Origin of the sequence: Pedobacter paludisoli, assembly GCF_052344095.1 — a bacterium.
Lineage (GTDB): Bacteria > Bacteroidota > Bacteroidia > Sphingobacteriales > Sphingobacteriaceae > Pedobacter.
This window is the reverse complement of sequence record NZ_CP179926.1, coordinates 3,790,634-3,810,814: the sequence shown is the minus strand read 5'-3', so window position 1 is coordinate 3,810,814 and position 20,181 is coordinate 3,790,634. Positions and strand designations below refer to the sequence as shown.

The window sequence follows — 20,181 nt, the reverse complement described above, 5'->3', positions numbered from 1 at the left end:
ATGTAATTTTAGTTTCCCAAAGTTAATCAGGATTTTTGAAATTTACTCTATTAAGTTTATTTTATCCAAATTGAACAGGATTTAAATTTCTATTCACCTGTTAAACAATCACTTTTGCTTTAATTTAAGGTAAATCTTAAACTAAATCCGAAATTACTGAAAGATGTATTAAATGTTTGCGAGGTATACGGCTTTGTAATGTTTGAATCGTAAAACACGCGCACGTTAAATTTCTGATTTAATACATAATCAACACTTGGGCGTACGGTAATATTTTTGGCCCCTGATGATACCTCTCCATCTACTACATCCGGACGGTGGATAACCGTTTTGTTATCGCGGACGGCAACATCCAATTTAAAATCCATGTTATTATCCATTTTTACGCTTTTAAATAAGCCGAATGGGAAGCGGAACTTATTGGTACGATAGCCCAAACTCAGCACCATGTTATTTTCTGATAATTGAGACAATTGACTATTGGCGATACTTAGGCCTAACAATCTTGATCGGTTAAATTCTAAAGATGCTGATACGTTGTTTTTAAAACGTGTATCAATCCCCACCAATGGTGAAAAATATTCTGTAATGGATACTTGTCCAAATTGATAAGCCGGCAAGAAGTTCGAATTTATGTCTCGAATACTCGAATAACCATTGGTTTCTTCGTAACGCAACAAGGTGTTGTATGCGTTCACATTGTATGCAGAACGATACCCGTGTCGAATACCAACTGATGAGAAATGCTCGGCAATAAAAGGAATACTGGTTAAACCATCGTATGTTAAATTCCAGTTTGGTAATGGAATTTTCGGAAAAGCATTCAATTTACTGCTACCAGCATCTTTTCCAGTATATGCCGCCATAAAGGCTGATATTAAAACATCCTGACTTTCTTTGCCATATCCATCTGCGTAACCATCAGTTGTTGAGCCCGATGAATTAGGGTTCTGTGCACCTAATCTTCCAGATATAATCGCTCTATTTGACATAAATTGCTGAAACAACGCTGAAATGCTTGGATTTTTTTCGGTAAAGGATGTCCCAATTGCAATATATGAAATACTGTAATCACCAGTTGTGTTGGCACTTAAATTTTCAAACCCTTGCGCACCGCTATCAAATCTAAAGTTGGTGGCATAGTTTCTGGTTTGTGTTTTATTTGCTTTCAAGGTAATTCGCATATTACGGAAAGGCTCCAATTGTCCGGTGAACTGCATGTCCTCACGTAAGGTGTTTACGTAAAGTTGCGTTTGTTTTTCGTCGTTAGTAATCCATCCATTTCCAGCTGCCAAATCACGAATATCGCGTTGACTACCAAAAACAAAACCCCATCCCGGCGCACCGGTTACTTTATCGATACCCAAATAACTTGTAGGAGGTAAATAACCTGGCAAGAAAGTACCTTTGGTTTGCAAGTAATTTCCACTTACATTTTTCAAGCTAGTTAAAAGATTCACAAAGAAATTACCAACTCCACCATTGCCATCGCCTGAATTATTTGCTTTTCTTACAAAACCAAATTTGTTGTAAAGAAGGGTAAAATTTAAACTTGGGTTTAGTTGAATGGTTCTACTGTTTTGTGCCGTGTTACCTAAATTAATGTTTGGATCTAAAATAGTTGACAAAGGCTCGGTTTGCCAGTTAAATACCGTTCCGTAACGCGTTTTAAGTGTTACCCAATTTAATCCCGGAATCTTCTCTATTGGCACATTGTACGTTACGTTCAAATTGTGGCTATAATCGGTTGTTCTACCCAATCGTTTAAAGTTTTGCCACACAGTATCGCGTTTTAATCCTTCAATTTTTCCGTTTGGCTCATCAATGATCGAGAAATTTGACGCATTGAAATCTAGTTGCAATGAGTTGGTTAAATTCCAGGCGATACCATAAATTCTGGCCATGCGGAAATTTTTATTATACGTGGTTGCGTAACCTGATTGAACTCCTGAAAATGCATTGTTTGGATCGTTGTTACGCAACGTATTTTCAGAATACAGACGATCCACATCGAACCTGAATGTAATGGCACTTGGAAGAATACTAAAATTAATGTCCTTAATTAAGTTAAGATTTTTCGCCTTCATTTTTGAAAACGGCGTATACACTTTTGCATTTTTTGCATAGTTATATTGCAACGACCCACGATACATATTCTGTATGGTTCTTTCGTTAATAAAATCGCGGTGGTTGTATTGGTTATAGGCATAACTTACAGCAAAGTTTTCCAAGTCCCATAATTGAACCGGTTTGTCATTGTTGGTTCGTTCCTTGTGAACATTGGTAAAGTTGATTCCTTTACGAATGGTATAATCTTGCGAAAAGTTTAAAATCGAATCCCGTTCTTCTTTGGTCGATTGATCCAAGGCATTTTTTAATTCAATATCCGGACTTTTTGGATTGAATTGCGGTGTCGAAACTTGTTTCGAATAATTCACAAACATGGGGATTTTAACGCCCGATTTTTGTGGAAGAAACTTGCCCAACTCAATTGCGGATGACATATCCAACAACACATTGTCGGCCCGATTTCGTTCGCTCACTTTTGATGCCAGCGTACCGAAACCAATAGTCGAAATACTTCCAGAAATATTTACATCAGCAAAATCGGCCAGTTTTAGATTCAAACGACCGGTGGCAGCCCACCCCCCTCTTTCATCAAAACCAGTCAAACGCATTTCATTGAACCAAACCAATACATTTTTGTCGGCGCCCCCCCCTGTTTCAGGGTCATCACTTAACGGATTTTTCACACCCAACATGTAAATCAATATTTTACTCATATCGGGTTGCCCTTTTACAATTACGGTACCTGTTCCATCACTATAAATAAAAGGAACATTGATAGGCCAAGGTTGACCGTTGCTTTGTTTGGCTGAATTACGGGCGAGCTTAGCATTTTGAAAGATGGTTAAATCGATATTCATTCGATTGGCAGCAGGCCATATGGCTTCCGGATCGCTGGTTCCAGGTTGTGTAATGTCTAAAGGAATGTTGTATTCATAGTAATTATCCTGATTGTCTGTCCCCAAACGTAAAAAACCAATTACTTCTTTGCTATTAATGGTTGGTTTACCCGGAACTGCCTCTGCATGGATAAACATCTCTAAGTTTTTATACGAGCGAAAATCATTATAGCCTGTTTTAAAAGCTGCGCGACCATAGCCTGCGCGCAAATTGGTTACCAGCACCGATAAAGACTGTTCATTTAACCGTGTATCGCCGCGATAATTACTGTAATCTCGTTCGCGTATGATACCTGGAGGAGTTACATACGGAATGGGTTGGCGCTTACCATTTTCTTCGATATTTACCGTCGAAACTTCTAGGGCAGATGCATCGGGTGTTACCGCTGGTAAACTTGGATCTACAATGATTTGATCTGCGGTGTTGTTCGCGTTGTACTTACGCCACTCGCCACGAACTAATTGAATCTTCGCAAAACGTAAAATTGCTGTATCGGCAAAGTTGGTCATAAACATCCGAATAAAACGGATAGACTTAAAATCCTGAATGCTTCCAACTTTTTGTTGATATTGACTGATTGGAATTCTAAATTGATACCAGGTAACCGCTTGCGTATTTCCATTTGCCAATTTCACCATCGACGTTACTTTATCGGTAATAAAATTTTGTCCAACAACCATATCTGCCGGGCGCATAGAAACTTTATACTGAAAATATTCATCGCTTTGCGTCATGTTGTTATCGCGATTGATATCTTCTCCATCGGGCAAAGAAGTAGCTGCTGTGTTCTCCAACCCTAACTCCTCTTGCGATTGTTGCGAGGTTTTTGAATTTCCTTCTGGTCCATTGTATCGCTCATATCGTTTTAAGATACCAGCGCTTATGGCATCCAAATCTGGTCCGCGGTAATAGGAATAATTATCGGATGATGGATCGGCCTCTAATGCTGCTGCTGCTGTTGAATTTAACTGAGGTTTGATATTGTTTATTTGGGTAGAAAATTTTGAGCGTTCATTTTCATCCGATAAACCATCCAATCCAACATCTTGTGCTTTACGTGCATTGGGGTCGTTATCAAATGCCTGAACTACGGGTTGTAGTTTAGGAACGCGTCCCCAAACTGTTTCATCGTATTTACTAACATCATTTCCTGCTGGCAATCCATTCTCTAATGATTTACGGCCGTCTTTCAAGATATCTTCCGAGATATTTCCCAAGTTAAAATATACATCTCCACCTGCCGAATTAGGTTTGTAAATGAAGGGGTCCATCACCCATAACTCGATGAAACTAACATTCTGTGCTTCAAAATCGTTCGCATCGATTTTACGTTGAAAGCCTCCCCATTTTGTTTTGGGATTTAATAAACTACCATCATTGGCAAATCCCGAAGAAGCGTAATTGTAAGGACCTCTTATGGTTGGGTAAAACGAAACGTCGAAAGTTGTGATGTTTAAGGGCTGTCCTGTAGCTACTTGTTTATATGGAAAAACCTCTTGTTCTAAAACCTCACGTACATAATGATTGGATAATTCTTCCTTGTTATTTCGAATATTTGAGGGGGTGGTAGATGCAGTTGGATTATAAAAAGTAGGGTCAATGTTGTAATATGCTACCCGTGCACGATTATACCCATACTCTAAATTATTCAGTAAACTCGCTTCATTAAAAAATTGTGGGGTACCCGATAATTGCCAAGCAATTGCACTTTTTAAATCGATTACGGTTCTTGAACCTTCAAAATCATCTAAATAACTAACGCCGTTACTTCCAGCAAAATCTAAAGCTCTTGAATGCCCAGGAATTAATTGCGCAAATTCGCCATAAAACGTAACACTTGAAGGGGCTTTCGTAGAAATCCCTGGAATTTTATCAACTAGTTTGGTTAAGAACCGAGATGGCGAACTGTAATTCACGTCTGCTCCCCAGATCGTATTCGAAATGGGCTCATCGCCTAAATTTACTTTTTGCGTAAGTGGCTTTTCGGATAAGTTCATAATCGTACCGCCCAAGTTTAACTTGTTGTTTACGCGATAATCTAAACGGGTTCCGAACAGGGAGCGTTGTTGCAAACCAAATAGTTCATTGTTCTCCGTTGTAATTCTTATCGGCTGTCCCGACATTAATACCGCTTGATTGATAATACTTACTCTTCCCCCCATGTAATCTACGGTATAATCAACACGTTCAGTTAAAGGCATGGTTCCGGCAAAAACTTGAACAGAACCTTCGGGAACATTAATCGCATTTAAACTAAACTCTGAAGTTACTTCAGACTGGTAATTTCCTTTTATGACATACCTATTTTGATTGGGAAACAATTGCTTCGCAATGGTTTGAGTTGAATCATAAAGTGCCGTAAATGCATATTTTTGAATAAGGCCCTGTTCTCCCGGTGAGAATTTTGCAGCCAAATCTTTTCCAAAAGGTTCAATAATGGGGAAAATAATTCTTCCGTTTGCCGGATCAATGGTGATATAACCCGAGGCGGAACTATTACTGGCAATATTTGATAAACCATTTGATCCATTGTTCTGCGCATTGTTAGCACTATTGGAATTGTTATAGGCGCCAAATGCATTCGACGAGGAGACAAAATCGAATACGCCATCAGGCTGACGTTGATTTTGCTGATTTAAACGATCAATTTCTGTTAACGTGATCCATTGTTTATCGGTCGTATTTACCCCCTCTGTTAAAATAGGTTTTTCAACGCCTGATTCATTATCGATCCTAAATACATCCAATTTAAAATTTGTTGGACTGATTTGATACCCACCAATTGAGTAAATGTTTTTCATCATTAAATCCCAGGTTGGGAGATTCACCTTGGTGGTTTCATTCTTTAAAAGCTTGGTATAAAGTACTTTTGGCACTGCTTGATCAAAGGTTACATCCGAGGCAAATTCACCTACTTGATATTCAACTCCGTTGTAGGTATAACGATAAGCTACTGTTAAAACCTCATCGGCATTTAAAGCATTGTTCAATGAAATATATCCTAAACGCGGTTGTAACGTATATTCGCGATCCGTTAATTTACGGGCATAGGTAAGCTTCGCATATTGATCAGTTCCACCATTTGGCTGAAAAAATGCAATAACGTCATTACTGTTGGTTAAACGTGCATTCGGAGGTAAACTGGCTAATAACGTATTTGACTGTTGCGGATATCCGGGCACGGATGTACCCGCTGGTAACACCGATCCTCCACCAACAACTCCTCCTGGATTGTAGGGTTGATTTTCACCTAGGTTAATAAAACCCAGGACATCACGCGAATCGGTTGTTGTTCCGGCCTTATTGGTTATCCAAACTTCAATTTTGGTAATTTGAATGGCTGAATTAACAATGGGTGCCAGCGCTAAATTTTTGTTGTAATTATCGCGAAAATATTGTGCTAAAAAGTAATGTTTATTTGCTTCATAATTATCGGCGCTTACCCTGAAAGTATTTTGTTGCGCTCCATTTGTTATTTGAATTTCGCGCGATTGCGACTTTTGTTGGGTATAAACACTGGTAACATTTAACTTTCCAAATTGGAACTGTGCTTTTACCCCAAAAAGGGCTTGTGTACCCGGAATTAAGGTGGTATTTAAAGGCATGCTTACATTACCGACCTCTATTTTTTTTATGATTTCATCTTTAGAACCCGTGTATTCCAATTTGATTTGATTCTCAAAATCGAATTGGGCTTCGGTATTGTAATTACTTTTAATCTTTAGTTTGGTTCCGATATTCCCAACCAAGTCCATTTGAATACGTTGGTTGAAATCGAAGTTTGTTTGCACACGTTGGCGCTCATTGAAAAGCGGGTTTTCGTTTTTATTTATCCTACCTAGAAAGGTTAATTCCGCTTCGCCACGCGGTTGAATATCAATTACACCACTTCCAAAAAGTTTTTCAAAAGCCTTACTGTTAACCTGGATAGGAGGAATAACTCCTGTACTTCTGAAATCATTTACCTCCGCATTCGAAATACTGCGCCAATTGTTGCGTTTGATTTCGCTATTCAACATACGCGAGTATTCTTCTAATGTTAGGTACTGAATATTGGTTACGAATTTATCGCCAACTATTTCTTTTAAAATATATCTTTTATTTTTTGCGTCGTATTCTACTACTTGTTTTACATTGCTCGGCAATGGATAAAACGGATTCGTAGTAGGACTTATTCCTAAAAGTTGTTTGTCGCGTAAACTGAAATTATTTTTAAGCGCAGAAGTATCTATTTTGCCCATTATACGCTGAGAAAAGGCGCTGAGAGAGGCAAATAAGAAAAGTGAGATGAGAAGAATTAAATTAGAAATTTTCTTCAAAGGCGTTCGTTCTAAAGTTTTTTCAAGGCTTGTTTTATCAAATGTTCTACTGAAAGGTCTACGTCTTCAATTTTCAAAATCTGCTCCAATACCTTTTCAACGGTTTGCTTTGCAAAACCAAGTGTTACCAATGCAGATAACGCTTCATCTTTAATTGTATTGTGCAGAGGCATAGATATTAATGAATCCGGACCTTCTTTCTTAAGTTTATCTTGTAGTTCTAACACCAAGCGTTGAGCTGTTTTGGCGCCCAACCCTTTTATGCGCTGAATTAATGCCAAATCTGCTTTTACGATAGCTGCTTGAATTTCAGTTGGTGTGATAGACGATAAAATCATCCTTCCGGTATTGGGTCCTATCCCCGAAACTGAAATTAAATGTAAAAACAATTTACGCTCACCTTCATCACTAAAACCGTACAAAGTATGCGCATCTTCTTTTACGTGTAGCCAAGTGTACAACTTACAGCGTTCTGAATCGCCTAAATTGCTGTAGGTGTTTAACGATATATTGACATGGTAGCCAATGCCTCCTGCTTCAATTACGACGTAGGCAGGGCTTTTAAAAACTAGTTTTCCATCAATATACGCGTACATAGGCATCAGAATGGATTAGATTTGCCCATTAAAGCGCAAACCTAATCCTTTTTTAAATTTATTTTTTTGTTTTATTTGTTCCTTTTTTCTTCATTGATGCCAGCTCTTCTTTTGCTTGTACATCTACTACTGCAATGGTAACCATGTTTACAATCTCACGAACAGAACTTCCCAATTGAACAATGTGCACAGGTTTGTTTAGGCCTAACAAAATTGGACCAACAGCCTCTGCTCCACCTAGCTCTTGTAACAACTTGTATGCAATATTACCTGCTTCCAAGTTAGGAAAAATTAATGTATTTGCAGGTTCAGTTGCCAAAGTACTGAAAGGAAAATTTTCTTTTAATAATTCGCTATTCATAGCAAAATTTCCTTGCATTTCTCCATCTACAACAATTTCAGGATAGTCTTTATGAAGGATATTTACTGCGGCCCTTACTTTTTCAGGTGTTACACCATCATTTGAGCCAAAATTTGAATATGACAATAAGGCTATGCGCGGTTTAATGTTGAACTGTTTTACCGATTTTTCTAACAATAAAGTGATGTCAACCAAATCTTCAGCTGAAGGATCTACGTTTACAGTAGTATCCCCAAAGAAAACAGGTCCTTTTTTGGTCATCATCATATACATACCTGCAACGCGTTTTACAGATGGATCAACGCCAATTACATGTAAAGCTGGTTTTATAGTCGAGCCATAATTTTTGGTTAAACCAGAAATCATTGCATCGGCTTCGCCAAACTCAACCATAGAAGCACCAAAATAGTTGCGATCTCTTAATAATTTGATTGAATCGCTTTTCGAAATGCCTTTTCTGTTGCGTTTTTGATACAATGCATCTGCGTATTTTTGCGTTCTTTCAGGCTCTTGCATTTGGTCGATAATCTGAACACCTTCCAAATCTAAACCATGCTCATCAATAATTGCTTGTATTTTTTCTCTATTTCCTAAAAGTATAGGAATCGCAATGTTATCATCCTTAACAATTTGAGCTGCCTTTAAGATTTTATAGTTATCCGACTCAGCAAAAACTACGCGCTTAGGATCTGTTTTTGCTTTGGTTGTGATGGCACGCATGATGGCATCATCCAAACCTAAACGTTTTCTTAGTTCTTCGGCATATGCATCCCAATCGGTAATCACTTTGCGGGCAACACCACTTTCTATAGCCGCTTTTGCTACAGCCATTGACACTTCGGTAATTAATCTAAAATCAACAGGTTTAGGAATGATATATTCTTTACCAAACTTCAAATTACGGGTGTTGTAAGCTAAGTTTACAGCTTCAGGAACATTCTTTTTAGCCAAATCAGCAATTGCTTTAACTGCTGCCACTTTCATCTCTTCGTTAATGCCTGTTGCGCGAACGTCCAATGCACCACGGAAAATATAAGGGAAACCTAAAACATTGTTTACTTGGTTCGGATAATCTGAACGGCCAGTAGCCATAATAATATCTTTACGTGTTCTAATAGCTAAATCATAGGCGATTTCTGGATTTGGATTCGCCATGGCAAAAACGATTGGATTTTTCGCCATCGTTTTTAACATTTCGGCAGAAACCGTATCAGCTGATGAAAGACCGATAAATACATCTGAATCTTTCATCGCTTCTTCTAACGTATGTAAGTTTCTATCGGTTGCAAATTCAGCTTTAATTGCGTCTAAAACTGCTCTATCTTTACGAATTACGCCTGAACGATCGCACATCACGATGTTCTCTTTTTTAACGCCTATTGATACGTACAACTTCGAGCATGAAATTGCAGCCGCACCAGCACCGTTCACAACAATTTTAATCTTATCTATTTTTTTCTTTTGTAGCTCGCATGCATTAATTAATGCTGCTGCAGAAATTATGGCTGTTCCGTGCTGATCATCGTGCATTACCGGAATGTTCATTTCTTCCTTTAAACGACGTTCAATTTCAAAACATTCTGGCGCTTTAATGTCTTCTAAGTTAACCCCACCAAATGTTGGTTCTAAAGCTTTAACAATTTTAACAAACTCGTCTACATTTTTGGTATCCAACTCTAAATCGAATACATCAATGTCGGCAAAAATTTTAAAAAGTAATCCTTTACCTTCCATTACTGGTTTTCCAGCTTCAGGACCTATATCGCCCAAACCTAAAACAGCTGTTCCATTACTAATTACCGCAACAAGATTTCCTTTTGCGGTATATTTATACACATCTTCTTTATTTTCTGCAATCTGTAAGCAAGGCTCGGCTACACCTGGAGAATAGGCCAAAGTTAAATCTCTTTGCGAATTATAAGGCTTTGTTGGTACTACTTGTATCTTTCCCGGACGACCTTGAGCGTGGTAGTCAAGCGCATCTTGCTTTCTATTCATTTTACTCATTACGTAACGTATTAGTGATGCGCAAAGGTACAATTCTTTTATTAGGAGGGAAATAAAAATTCCTACCAAAAAGGCTTAATTTCAGTAAATAAACACTTTAAGCAATGTTAAAAACATGGCTATTCGAAGGCTTACCCACTAAATTGAATCTATTTTTTCTTTTTGCAAAACCGAATAAATCGCAGTTATGGATACTTAATTAGGTTGAGAAGTCCTTAAATACTACCCTTTGCTAATCTTCAATACCATACCGGGTTGCAAACTTGCTTTTGCCAGCTTATTATCTCTTTTAATACTTTGTACTGTTGCGCCATCAAATTTTTCAGCAATCTCCGATAAGGTGTCGCCACGTTTTACCGTGTAACTTAAAAAACTTGGTGCTGGCGCTTTTACAGAAGGTGCATTTTTTGTATAAATTTTAAGCTTTTGCCCTGGCACGATAGTAGCCGATTTTAAGCCATTCCATACTTTTAAATCTTGTGCTTCTATCCCATATTTATTCGCGATTAAACCTAAACTCTGGCCCGGACTCACTTTATGATAAATAACACTATTATTAGATGAGACAGCTGGTTTTTGCTTTCGTAACTCGCGCACATCATCGGTACTGGCCTGAATTATTTGCATATCCGTTTCGGCATTGGTATTGAGTACCTCGTAAATACTCGCATAATCGGCATCTTTTATTTTGGGCAGTACCACACGTTTCGGTAAATCGGGTGTACCGTTTACAATTTTCTTTTTGTAGGCAGGATTTAAGGATGTAAGAACCGTTTCTTCTACATTAAATGCTTTGGCCAATAACGGTATAGATACAAATTTATTTACTTGAACAGTATCTGTTTTTAAGAATAAATTACAGGCTTGATGGGTTATCTGATGTTTTTCGGTATAATTCATCACGTATAAGGCCGCGATAAATGCAGGAACATAATTTCGCGTTTCCTTCGGTAAAAACTGGCGAATTTCCCAAAAATCTCTTGATCCGGCTTTATCGATCGCGCGCGTTACATTTCCCTTACCACAATTATACGCCGCAAGAGCCAAAAGCCAATCGCCTAATTCTTCAAAAGCATCTCTAAAATAAGCTGCTGCAGCATAACTTGCCTGAATTGGATCTTTTCGCTCATCCACAAAATTATCAATTTTTAAGCCGTAAGCTTTTCCCGTTCCAAACATAAATTGCCAAATACCAGTAGCCCCTACGCGCGATATGGCGTGTGGGTTCATCTGCGACTCAACAATGGTTAAATATTTTATTTCGGTTGGGAGATTGTAATCTCTAAAGGCTTTCTCAAAAATGGGAAAATAGTAATTGGACAAACCCATCATTTTTCCAAACATATCTTTACGCTTAGCATAGATATCAATGTACTGCTGCACGTATTCGTTGTAGGGAAGCGGTATTGTTTTTTGAATAGAATCGAGCCGCAATTTGTAAATATAATTTTGGCTCATCAATAACTTGTTTTCCGTTGTTTCGGGAACAGAAACGGTATCGGTATTAACGAAAATATTATGTTGTTTTTTGGAGAGGCTGTCTATTTTGATGGTTTGCTGTGCATTTGAAAGGGATACAAAACTTAAAAACGCCGCAATTGAGGCAAAGAGTATTTTTTTAATCATGGGCTATTTGGTTCTCTGTTAAGCTTTAGAAGCAACAGCATTCACAAAACATATTACCATTAAGAATATGACAATGAAGCCAATATAATAATCCTTATTGGAATTATTAAACTTAAAGTAAATTAATTACACTGATAAAAAAGCCTGAGAAAATGCCAAAAGCCTATCCTCATCAAAATGTTTGGCTGTAAACTGAATACTTAACGGTAAACCTTCCGAGTTATTGCCCAGTGGTAAAGCTATTGCTGGAGAGCCACTTAAAGAGGGTAAAACCGTAAAAATATCGGCCATATACATCACCAACGGGTCTTGTACATTATCGCCAATTTTAAAAGGAGGTGTTGGCGTAACTGGTGTTAATAATAAATCGTAATCATTAAAAAGCTCGTTTAAACGTTCTCTTATTAATCTACGAACTTGTTGTGCTTTTTGATAGTAGGCATCGTAATAACCAGCACTTAATACAAAAGTACCTAATAAAATACGACGTTTAACTTCTTCACCAAAACCTTCAGCACGTGATAATTTATACAATTCTGTTAACGATTTTGCTTCCGTGTTCCGATAACCATAATGTACACCATCGTAGCGCGATAAATTTGACGATGCCTCTGCCGTAGTTAAAATGTAATAGGTAGGCACCAAATATTCTAATAGATCAAACGAAACATAGTCTACAGCATGACCTTTTGATTTTAAATCTTCAATTGATTTTAAAATAGCAGCTTTTATTTCTGGATCAAGGGCTTCGCTTTCGATGGTTTCTTTCAAAACCGCAATCCGTTGAGGCTTTACCTCTGCAAGATATGCTGAATAATCAGGAACAGTAACTGCTGAAACAGTAGAATCATGTTCATCAGCCCCTGCTAAAACTTGTAAAAGTAAAGCAGCATCTTCCACAGAAGAAGTCACTGGTCCCACCTGATCAAAAGAAGAAGCAAAAGCAATCACACCGTATCTAGAAATACGGCCATAAGTAGGCTTTAAACCTATTTGTCCGCAGAAAGCGGCTGGTTGTCGTACCGAACCACCGGTATCGGTACCCAATGCAGCAAGGCACATATCTGCTTGCACGGCTACCGCCGAACCACCTGAAGAACCACCTGGAACCAAATCCGGATTTGCTTGATTCCGAACAGGTCCGAAATACGACGTCTCATTTGATCCGCCCATGGCAAATTCATCGCAATTTAAACGCCCGATAATTACGGCGTCTTCTTGCAATAAACGCTCAACAACTGTTGCCGAATACGGTGAAACGAAACCATCCAACATTTTTGATGATGCCGAAACCACATGGTCTTTATAGCAAATATTATCTTTAATGCCTATAACCATGCCCGCAAGTTTTCCTGCAGTACCGTTTTCGATTTTTTGTTGTACCACCTTGGCTTGTTCTTCAGCCGATAAAAAAAACACCTCATTGAATGCATTGAGGTGTTCATTATCTTTAATTTGCTTAAAGTAATAAGCCAATAAGTCGGTTAAAGTAAGTTGCTTTTGCGAAATAAGGGACTGAATCTCCTTTAGAGAGCTGTATTTCTTCAAAACTAAAAATTAAGGAAATTAAACAGTTTTATCGTGGTTAGAACCTCCGTCTACACCATCTTTGCCGTCTTTAAATTCTTTAACGCCTTTACCTAAGCCGCGCATAAGTTCCGGAATTTTTTTCCCTCCAAATAATAAAAGAACAATTACCGCAATCACGATTATTTCCGGTGTACCAAGCATAGCTGCTATTGTTGTATTTAACATAATTTTTTGTTTAAACTTTCTCGTTTACAATTTTATCATCAATCGGTGTGCTTTGCGAAGGGTGATGACGTTGATTGTTATTGTTTTCAACCACTCTTTCCGCCTCTTCTTTATCTAAGTCCATGGCATTAATATTGCGATGGATTTCACGCTTAACTCCCTCTGATGCGTCTTTAAATTCACGAATCCCTTTCCCCAGTCCTCTTGCTAATTCTGGTAATTTTTTACCTCCAAATAACAAAAGTACTACCACCAAAATGAGTATAATCTCCGATCCACCCATATTTAAAAACTCTAATAACGTGCCGTTATACATCTCTAACTTAATTTATATACAAATATAGACATTTATTCTAGTCTATAGTTTATTTGCTAATCCAAGATTCCGGATTTATCGGGGTTGAAACCCTTCTAATCTGGAAATTTAATACCGCCGCACCATCCGAAGTAGCTACGGTTCCAATGGTTTGCCTAGTATCTACTTTTTGCCCAACACTTACTGTAACCCCTCTCAAATTTTGATAAACGGTAAAGTATTCACCATGATTAATTAACACCACCGTTTTACCCATAATGTTTTGTACCATTCTTACAGTTCCTGTAAAAACAGCTCTCACAGCAGCACCATCAGCAGTGGTAATGTCAATACCATCATTGGTATAACCTGCCAAGTCTACCTTGTGTGCACCAAAACGCTCGGTAATGGTACCTGCCGCTACCGGCCAAGGTAAATTACCACGGTTATTTTCAAACCCTGCTGATAATTTTGAACTCTCAGGCGTTGCCTTCAACAACTCGCTGTTCGATTTTTCTTTTGCGGCTGTTGGGGCTTTTGGCATTGGTTTATTCTCTGCCTTTGCTTTTGCCTCGGCCAATCTTCGTTCCTCAGCAAGTCTTGCGGCTTCTCTTCTAGCAGCTTCTTCCGCTTTTCTTCTCTCTTCTGCAATTACACGGGCAATCTCTGCCTTAATTGCTCTATCTATTTGTTGCTGTTGTCTCTTTTTAGAAGCAATATCTTGTTTATACTGTTTTTCTTGTTTATTCAGTTTGTTGTACGTTGCCGACTGTTGATTTTTGTTTTTCCCGAGCTTTGCTTTTTCCTCTTCTTGTTCTTTTAACAGATTACTTTTCTCTTTTAAGGTTTTATCCAAAACAATAATCTTTCCGTTTAAATCGCGTTGCGTATTTTCAATGTACCCTGCTTGTTTTTTACGGTACTGGCTAAACTGTTGTAAATATTTAATTCGTTTATACGCCTGATTAAAATCTTTTGAAGCAAAAATAAACATCATCTTATCATATGCACTACGGTTACGTTGCGCAAAACGAATCATGGCTGCGTATTCTTTTTTTAAATCGGTTAACTGCCCTTGTAAAGCATGTACGGTATTTGTGCTCTCTGAGATTTGATTATCTAATTTTTTTATTTCAGAATTGATGGTACCAATCTTTTCTTGTCGCAATCGAATTTGCGCATTTAACGAGTTTATTTGCTGTAAGGTAAGTTTTTTACCCTTCGATGTTTTCGTTAAATTCTTTTGCAGCTGTTCAATTTCACGCTGTATTGCCTGCTTTTTTCGCTCCAGCTCTTTTTGAGTTTGCCCAAAGGCTACAAATGTAGTTACACAAAAAACTAGGGTTAATACAAGTTTATATCGCTTCATTAAGCCAAAAGTATAAAAATTTATGTTTAAAAAATATTAAAAATCAATCTCTGCACAACTAAGCGCCCTTTTTTGCGCAAGTTTCATGCAATCTTCATGTTCGCGCAAAATCAAGGCCTGTGTTTCTTTTATTTTTCGAAAAGCAAGCGCAGTAATTCTTGGCTATTTCAGTCCCGCTTTTGTTTCAAATCCTCGGCTGTGTACCTCGCCTTGCGGGTTTTACACGCCAATCGGGTTTAGGTGGCAATTTTGTGCTCAGCTGTTATTTCTTAAACCCGACAAACGTGGAAATCCTTTTAAAGTAGCAGCCACTTTGCTTAATACGTTTTCCATTTGTTCTGCAAAACCCTGACCCCAGTGATGCTGACAGTCAGTTTAAAAGATTGCAACAACTGGCGGGACTAAGTTGCCATTGACACCGGAGCCTTGTTTTTCAAAAAAATAATTAGTTCATTATCGTATACCTTTTTGGTACTGAAAACGGAAATTCTACCGGAACATTGCCCTCTACTTTTGTAACTTCTAAACTAATGTTGATTCTTTTAGCGTTTGATAAGGTATTAATTTTCATGTTTTTAGGAAACAAAAAGGCATTAACGTTTTGATAATCGCTATACAAAACCTTCAAAGCCTGACCGTTGGTGGCATCGCTTAAATTGGTTTCAGCTACTTTAAAAAGGGAATTAAACAACATGCGGTAATCGAGTTGTGCTTTGCTTCCCGATACCGTCCAAGCGCCATTCTCTTGTTTTACTTCCGATTGTTCGTTCAAGTATTCGCCCAAGGCATTGCCGGTTAATAAGGCTTGCAAAGTATTAAAGTTTACTTGTTTGTTGGTAAAATTATAGATGTAGTTAAAAGGTTTTTGAATGTATTCGCTTTTTAACTTATTCATTATTTTAATACTGTCTGGCGTAATGATTGCGCGCGCCACTTCGGCCATGCCACCTAAAGCCGTAATGCTAACCCAAATAACCTCTTTATCTTTCATTCTAAAGCTCATGGTTACATCGTTTGCATTGCCTTCAATTTCTAAACTGGCTTTAGCTTTTACAGATAGGGTATTAAACTTTATTTGTTTACTCGCTAATAAGGTCAAGGCATCGGCTTTTGAATGGTCTACTGCGGCTTCAGTTTTTGCAGGTGGTGGAACAACTACTTTCTTGGTTTTACAAGCAGAAACTACAACAAGTGATGCTACCAGTAGGAAACTATTTAAAATACTTCTTTTCATTGATTTTTTTATTTAATAATTCTGAACCGTTACCGGCTTCTTTGGCTTTTTGCCATTGCGTAAATGCATTTTCATTATCGCCTAGCATGAACAATATATCGCCATAACGTTCAAAATAAACGCCATTTTGATTGTGATTGTTTTGCAGGGCTTTCTCTATCCAGCTTTTAGCTTGGGTATATTTTTGTTGTTTAAAAAGAATAAAGGCGTAAGTGTCGGCAATGGAGGCACTTTTAGGCATCGCAGTGGACGCTTTTTCTGCATATTTTTCTGCTTTTGCTAGGTCTTCATTTTTTAAGGCTAAATAGTACGCGTAATTATTCATAATCATATAATTATCGGGTTCTATTTCCAATGCTTTTTCAAAGGATACTTTTGCTTGCGCGAAATTGTTTTGATTGAGGTAAATATCGCCTTGCAAAGCGTAAACCTGCGCTTGTAAACTCGCATTATCAAAAGCCAAGGTTAGGGCTGTTTTTAAATTACTCTGTGCCTCGTTAAATTTATGTATCTTGAACTGCGCATACGCCATATAATAGTACAGTCCTCCTTGATTCGGATAAACAGTTAAGGCTTCATCACCTACTTTTATCGCCTCTGTATATTGCCCTAAAAGCGTTTGTAGATTAATTACTTGCTCCCAAACCACATATACCTGATCGTTTAATTTTAAAGCGGCTTGGTATTGTGTTAAGGCCTCTTTAAATTTATTTTGCTGATATAAAACATCGCCGTAGAGGGCCAATACTTTTGCATCGTTTGGGTTTTTATCAACCAGTATTTTACTCAAATCGATTAAATTACTGGCGACCAGCGGTTGGCTTATTTTCGAAAATAAGGATGCCATAATTTTCATTTTATCCATTAATGGCATTTCTTCTTGCTCAAAAGCACGTTTTAAAGACGCAAATGCTTGCTCATTATTATTTTGCTTTCGATAAACATCGGCCAGAAGAAGATTAATTTCATAATTGTTTGGCTCCAGTTTCTGCGCTTTAAGCAATACGTTCAAAGCTTCGGACACATTGTTTTTTTGCAAAAACAAATTAGCAGCATATACATAGCTTTTTGTATCAGCTTGGTTTCCTTCGAGCAGTTTTGTAATGCTGTTGTCGTCTACAACAACATTATTTCTATTTTGCAAGCGATCTTTTGCTCGTGTTAATTCATTTGAAGCACCAAATTTTGCTTCAATATCTACATATGTTTTTTTAGCGGCTTCTGGTTGTTCGGCCAAAATTTGGGCACTTGCTTTATCGAAATAATATTCTTCTTTGTTAGGCTCAAGCTTAATTAGTTCATCTAAAACAGCGACCAATTGTTCCATCTGATTGTTGCGCTTATAGATTTCGCCCAAAATACGCCAATACCAAACGTTGGATTCTTGCAAGAGAATAGCTTGTTTGGCATAGTGCTCAGCTTCAGAAAGTTTACCTAGGCGTAAATTAGCTTGTGCTAGCTCGAAATAAGCTGCGTGATTTTTTGGATCGAGTGCAATAACTTTACCAAAATCATTGGCAGCCAACACATAATTTTCTGCAAGTTTTTCCCTTAAGCCTGTAAAGAATAATTGTGTTACGGTGTTATTTTCGCGATTACTAAGAGACGCCACATTTTCTTGGGCTTGTGTTTGTATTGCCCAGATACTTAATCCTAGAAAAACGAATGCATTTCTTTTCATCCTTAAAAATTTAAATTATTTGCCGGTATGGCCATAGCCTCCTTCTCCTCGGGCAGTTTCCGATAATTCACTTACCGATTTCCAACGAACCGTTTCGTGCTTAGCAACTACCATTTGCGCAATCCGCTCTCCGTTACTTATTTTAAACGCTGTATCAGATAAATTTACTAAAAGTACCTTAACTTCTCCACGATAATCTGCATCAATTGTTCCAGGCGAGTTTACAATACCAATTCCGTGCTTAAAAGCCAAGCCACTACGTGGTCGTATTTGCGCTTCGTAACCAATTGGCAATTCAATAAATAAACCGGTTGGCACCAAGCTACGTTGTAAAGGTTGTAAAACAATATCCTCGTTCAGGTTGGCGCGTAAATCCATTCCCGCTGCATGAACCGTTTCATACTGTGGCAGCGGGTGTTCTGATTTATTAATGATCTTTATTTCCACGTTAAGCGTTTGTTTTTTTTCCTAAAAATTTCTTCAATTCAGCTTTTTCAAAATATACGATACCCGCAATAAACACCAGTAACAACGCATTTCCGATATAAATATTTCTATCAAACAAGAAGAATGAAACAAATACAATGATTGTAGAAAGAATTAAATAGGCACCTATTTTCTTTAAATTATAAGGAATAGGATAATACTTTTGCCCCAGCAAGTACGAAATAACCATCATGACAAAGTACGCCAACATACTTACCCATGCCGACCCCATGTAACTAAACTTTGGAATTAATACAAAGTTTAAAACAATGGTTAAGAGTGCCCCGACAACCGAAATATACAAACCAAAACGTGTTTGATCGGATAATCGGTACCAGATAGACAAATTCATATAAATACCTAAACAAACATAGCCCAATAACAAAAAAGGTATGGCGGATAAACCCGTCCAATAGGCTTGGCCAATAAAATGTTTGAGTATTTCAATATTAGCGGCAATACCAATGAAAATAACGGATAGCGCGATGACAAAATATTTTAGAATAGTTGCATAAGTTTGTTTAGCATTCTGATTTTTAGCCTGACTAAAGAAAAAAGGTTCGGCGCCTAAACGAAATGCAGTAATAAAAATGCTCAAAAAAATCGCAATCTTGCAAACGGCGCCATACACCCCCACCTCACTATCGGCAATGCTTGGTGGCAGCAATTCTCTAAGCACAATTTTATCTAAATTCTCATTCACTATAAACGATAAATTGGCAACTAAAATTGGCCAACTATACGCAATCATGTTTTTAAAGAGTGCTGTATTAAACCGCAAATGCAATTGCATAAACTCTGGCAATAAAGCAAAAAACGTAACAATACTGGCTACCAAATTGGAAATAAAAACATAGCCTATCCACTGATGTCGATACCATGTTTGCAACCAGTCTGCTCCTGCCCAATTCTTTTTAATGACAAAGGGAATTACAATAATAAAAACAAGGTTCAAACCTACAAAACAACCGATGTTTAAAAACTTTACTACACTGTATTTAAGCGGTCTACCATCGGCACGTAACTTGGCAAATGGGATGACACAGATGGCGTCTATGAACAATATTCCTAGAAAAGAAGCAACATATTTTTTATAATCGTTTACCTCGGTTGGGTTAATTGCCAGGTAATTTGCTATTTGATCTGAAAAAATTAAGCCCGTTATTAAAAACAGGGTAGAAACAAATGCTACACAGATAAACGAATTGTTATAAACGTCTTGTTTCTTATCCTCAAATTTATTTAAATACCTAAAATAGGTGCTTTCCATTCCAAACGCCAAAACGGCATTTATTAAAGAAGCATAGGCAAACATATTGGTAAAAATACCATATACTGCTCTGGGATAAACATTGGTATAAATGGGGGTGAGAATAAAATTAAATAAACGTGAAAAAACGGTGCTTAAACCGTATATCATCGTTTGCCCTAGAAATTTTTTATATACTGACAATGCCTTTGTATTAAATTATAAATATGGAGGTG

At 37.6% G+C, this 20,181-nt stretch carries 12 protein-coding genes; all 12 read right to left on the bottom strand.

Features of this window, described 5'->3' with window-relative positions; genetic code table 11:
- Window positions 1-119: 119 nt before the first annotated feature.
- Window positions 120-7,286 carry a T9SS outer membrane translocon Sov/SprA gene (gene sov, locus ACJVDK_RS15640; protein WP_443937601.1) on the bottom strand — a complete coding sequence of 2,389 codons (7,167 nt, stop codon included), beginning with the start codon at window positions 7,284-7,286 and terminating at the stop codon, window positions 120-122.
- Window positions 7,287-7,297: 11 nt separating this feature from the next.
- The gene (gene ruvA, locus ACJVDK_RS15635; RefSeq protein WP_443937600.1) at window positions 7,298-7,882 is read right to left on the bottom strand and encodes a Holliday junction branch migration protein RuvA; all 585 of its coding nucleotides are present in this window, start codon (window positions 7,880-7,882) and stop codon (window positions 7,298-7,300) included.
- A gap of 58 nt (window positions 7,883-7,940) precedes the next feature.
- Window positions 7,941-10,250: an NADP-dependent malic enzyme gene (locus ACJVDK_RS15630; RefSeq protein ID WP_443937599.1), complete on the bottom strand. Its 2,310-nt coding sequence runs from the start codon at window positions 10,248-10,250 to the stop codon at window positions 7,941-7,943.
- A 222-nt stretch (window positions 10,251-10,472) separates the two neighbouring features.
- Window positions 10,473-11,876, bottom strand: coding sequence for a transglycosylase SLT domain-containing protein (locus tag ACJVDK_RS15625; protein WP_443937598.1), 1,404 nt, complete (start codon window positions 11,874-11,876; stop codon window positions 10,473-10,475).
- Between the two features lie 126 nt (window positions 11,877-12,002).
- Window positions 12,003-13,424 carry an Asp-tRNA(Asn)/Glu-tRNA(Gln) amidotransferase subunit GatA gene (gatA, locus tag ACJVDK_RS15620; protein ID WP_443937597.1) on the bottom strand — a complete coding sequence of 474 codons (1,422 nt, stop codon included), beginning with the start codon at window positions 13,422-13,424 and terminating at the stop codon, window positions 12,003-12,005.
- An 18-nt stretch (window positions 13,425-13,442) separates the two neighbouring features.
- Window positions 13,443-13,631 (bottom strand): Sec-independent protein translocase subunit TatA/TatB, encoded by a 189-nt coding sequence (locus tag ACJVDK_RS15615; RefSeq protein WP_443937596.1) that lies wholly within the window; start codon window positions 13,629-13,631, stop codon window positions 13,443-13,445.
- A gap of 10 nt (window positions 13,632-13,641) precedes the next feature.
- Complete coding sequence (locus ACJVDK_RS15610; RefSeq protein ID WP_443937595.1) at window positions 13,642-13,947, bottom strand: Sec-independent protein translocase subunit TatA/TatB; 306 nt, start codon at window positions 13,945-13,947, stop codon at window positions 13,642-13,644.
- 49 nt (window positions 13,948-13,996) lie between these two features.
- Complete coding sequence (locus ACJVDK_RS15605) at window positions 13,997-15,295, bottom strand: murein hydrolase activator EnvC family protein (protein ID WP_443937594.1); 1,299 nt, start codon at window positions 15,293-15,295, stop codon at window positions 13,997-13,999.
- Window positions 15,296-15,740: 445 nt separating this feature from the next.
- A complete protein-coding gene (locus tag ACJVDK_RS15600) occupies window positions 15,741-16,529 on the bottom strand; it encodes a DUF4292 domain-containing protein (protein ID WP_443937593.1) in 789 nt (262 codons plus the stop codon).
- Window positions 16,507-18,210 carry a tetratricopeptide repeat protein gene (locus tag ACJVDK_RS15595; RefSeq protein WP_443937592.1) on the bottom strand — a complete coding sequence of 568 codons (1,704 nt, stop codon included), beginning with the start codon at window positions 18,208-18,210 and terminating at the stop codon, window positions 16,507-16,509. Before ACJVDK_RS15595 ends, ACJVDK_RS15600 begins: the two co-directional genes overlap by 23 nt.
- 15 nt (window positions 18,211-18,225) lie before the next feature.
- Window positions 18,226-18,657, bottom strand: coding sequence for a dUTP diphosphatase (dut, locus tag ACJVDK_RS15590; RefSeq protein WP_443937591.1), 432 nt, complete (start codon window positions 18,655-18,657; stop codon window positions 18,226-18,228).
- Between the two features lies 1 nt (window position 18,658).
- The gene (locus ACJVDK_RS15585; RefSeq protein ID WP_443937590.1) at window positions 18,659-20,149 is read right to left on the bottom strand and encodes an oligosaccharide flippase family protein; all 1,491 of its coding nucleotides are present in this window, start codon (window positions 20,147-20,149) and stop codon (window positions 18,659-18,661) included.
- Between the last annotated feature and the right edge of the window lie 32 nt (window positions 20,150-20,181).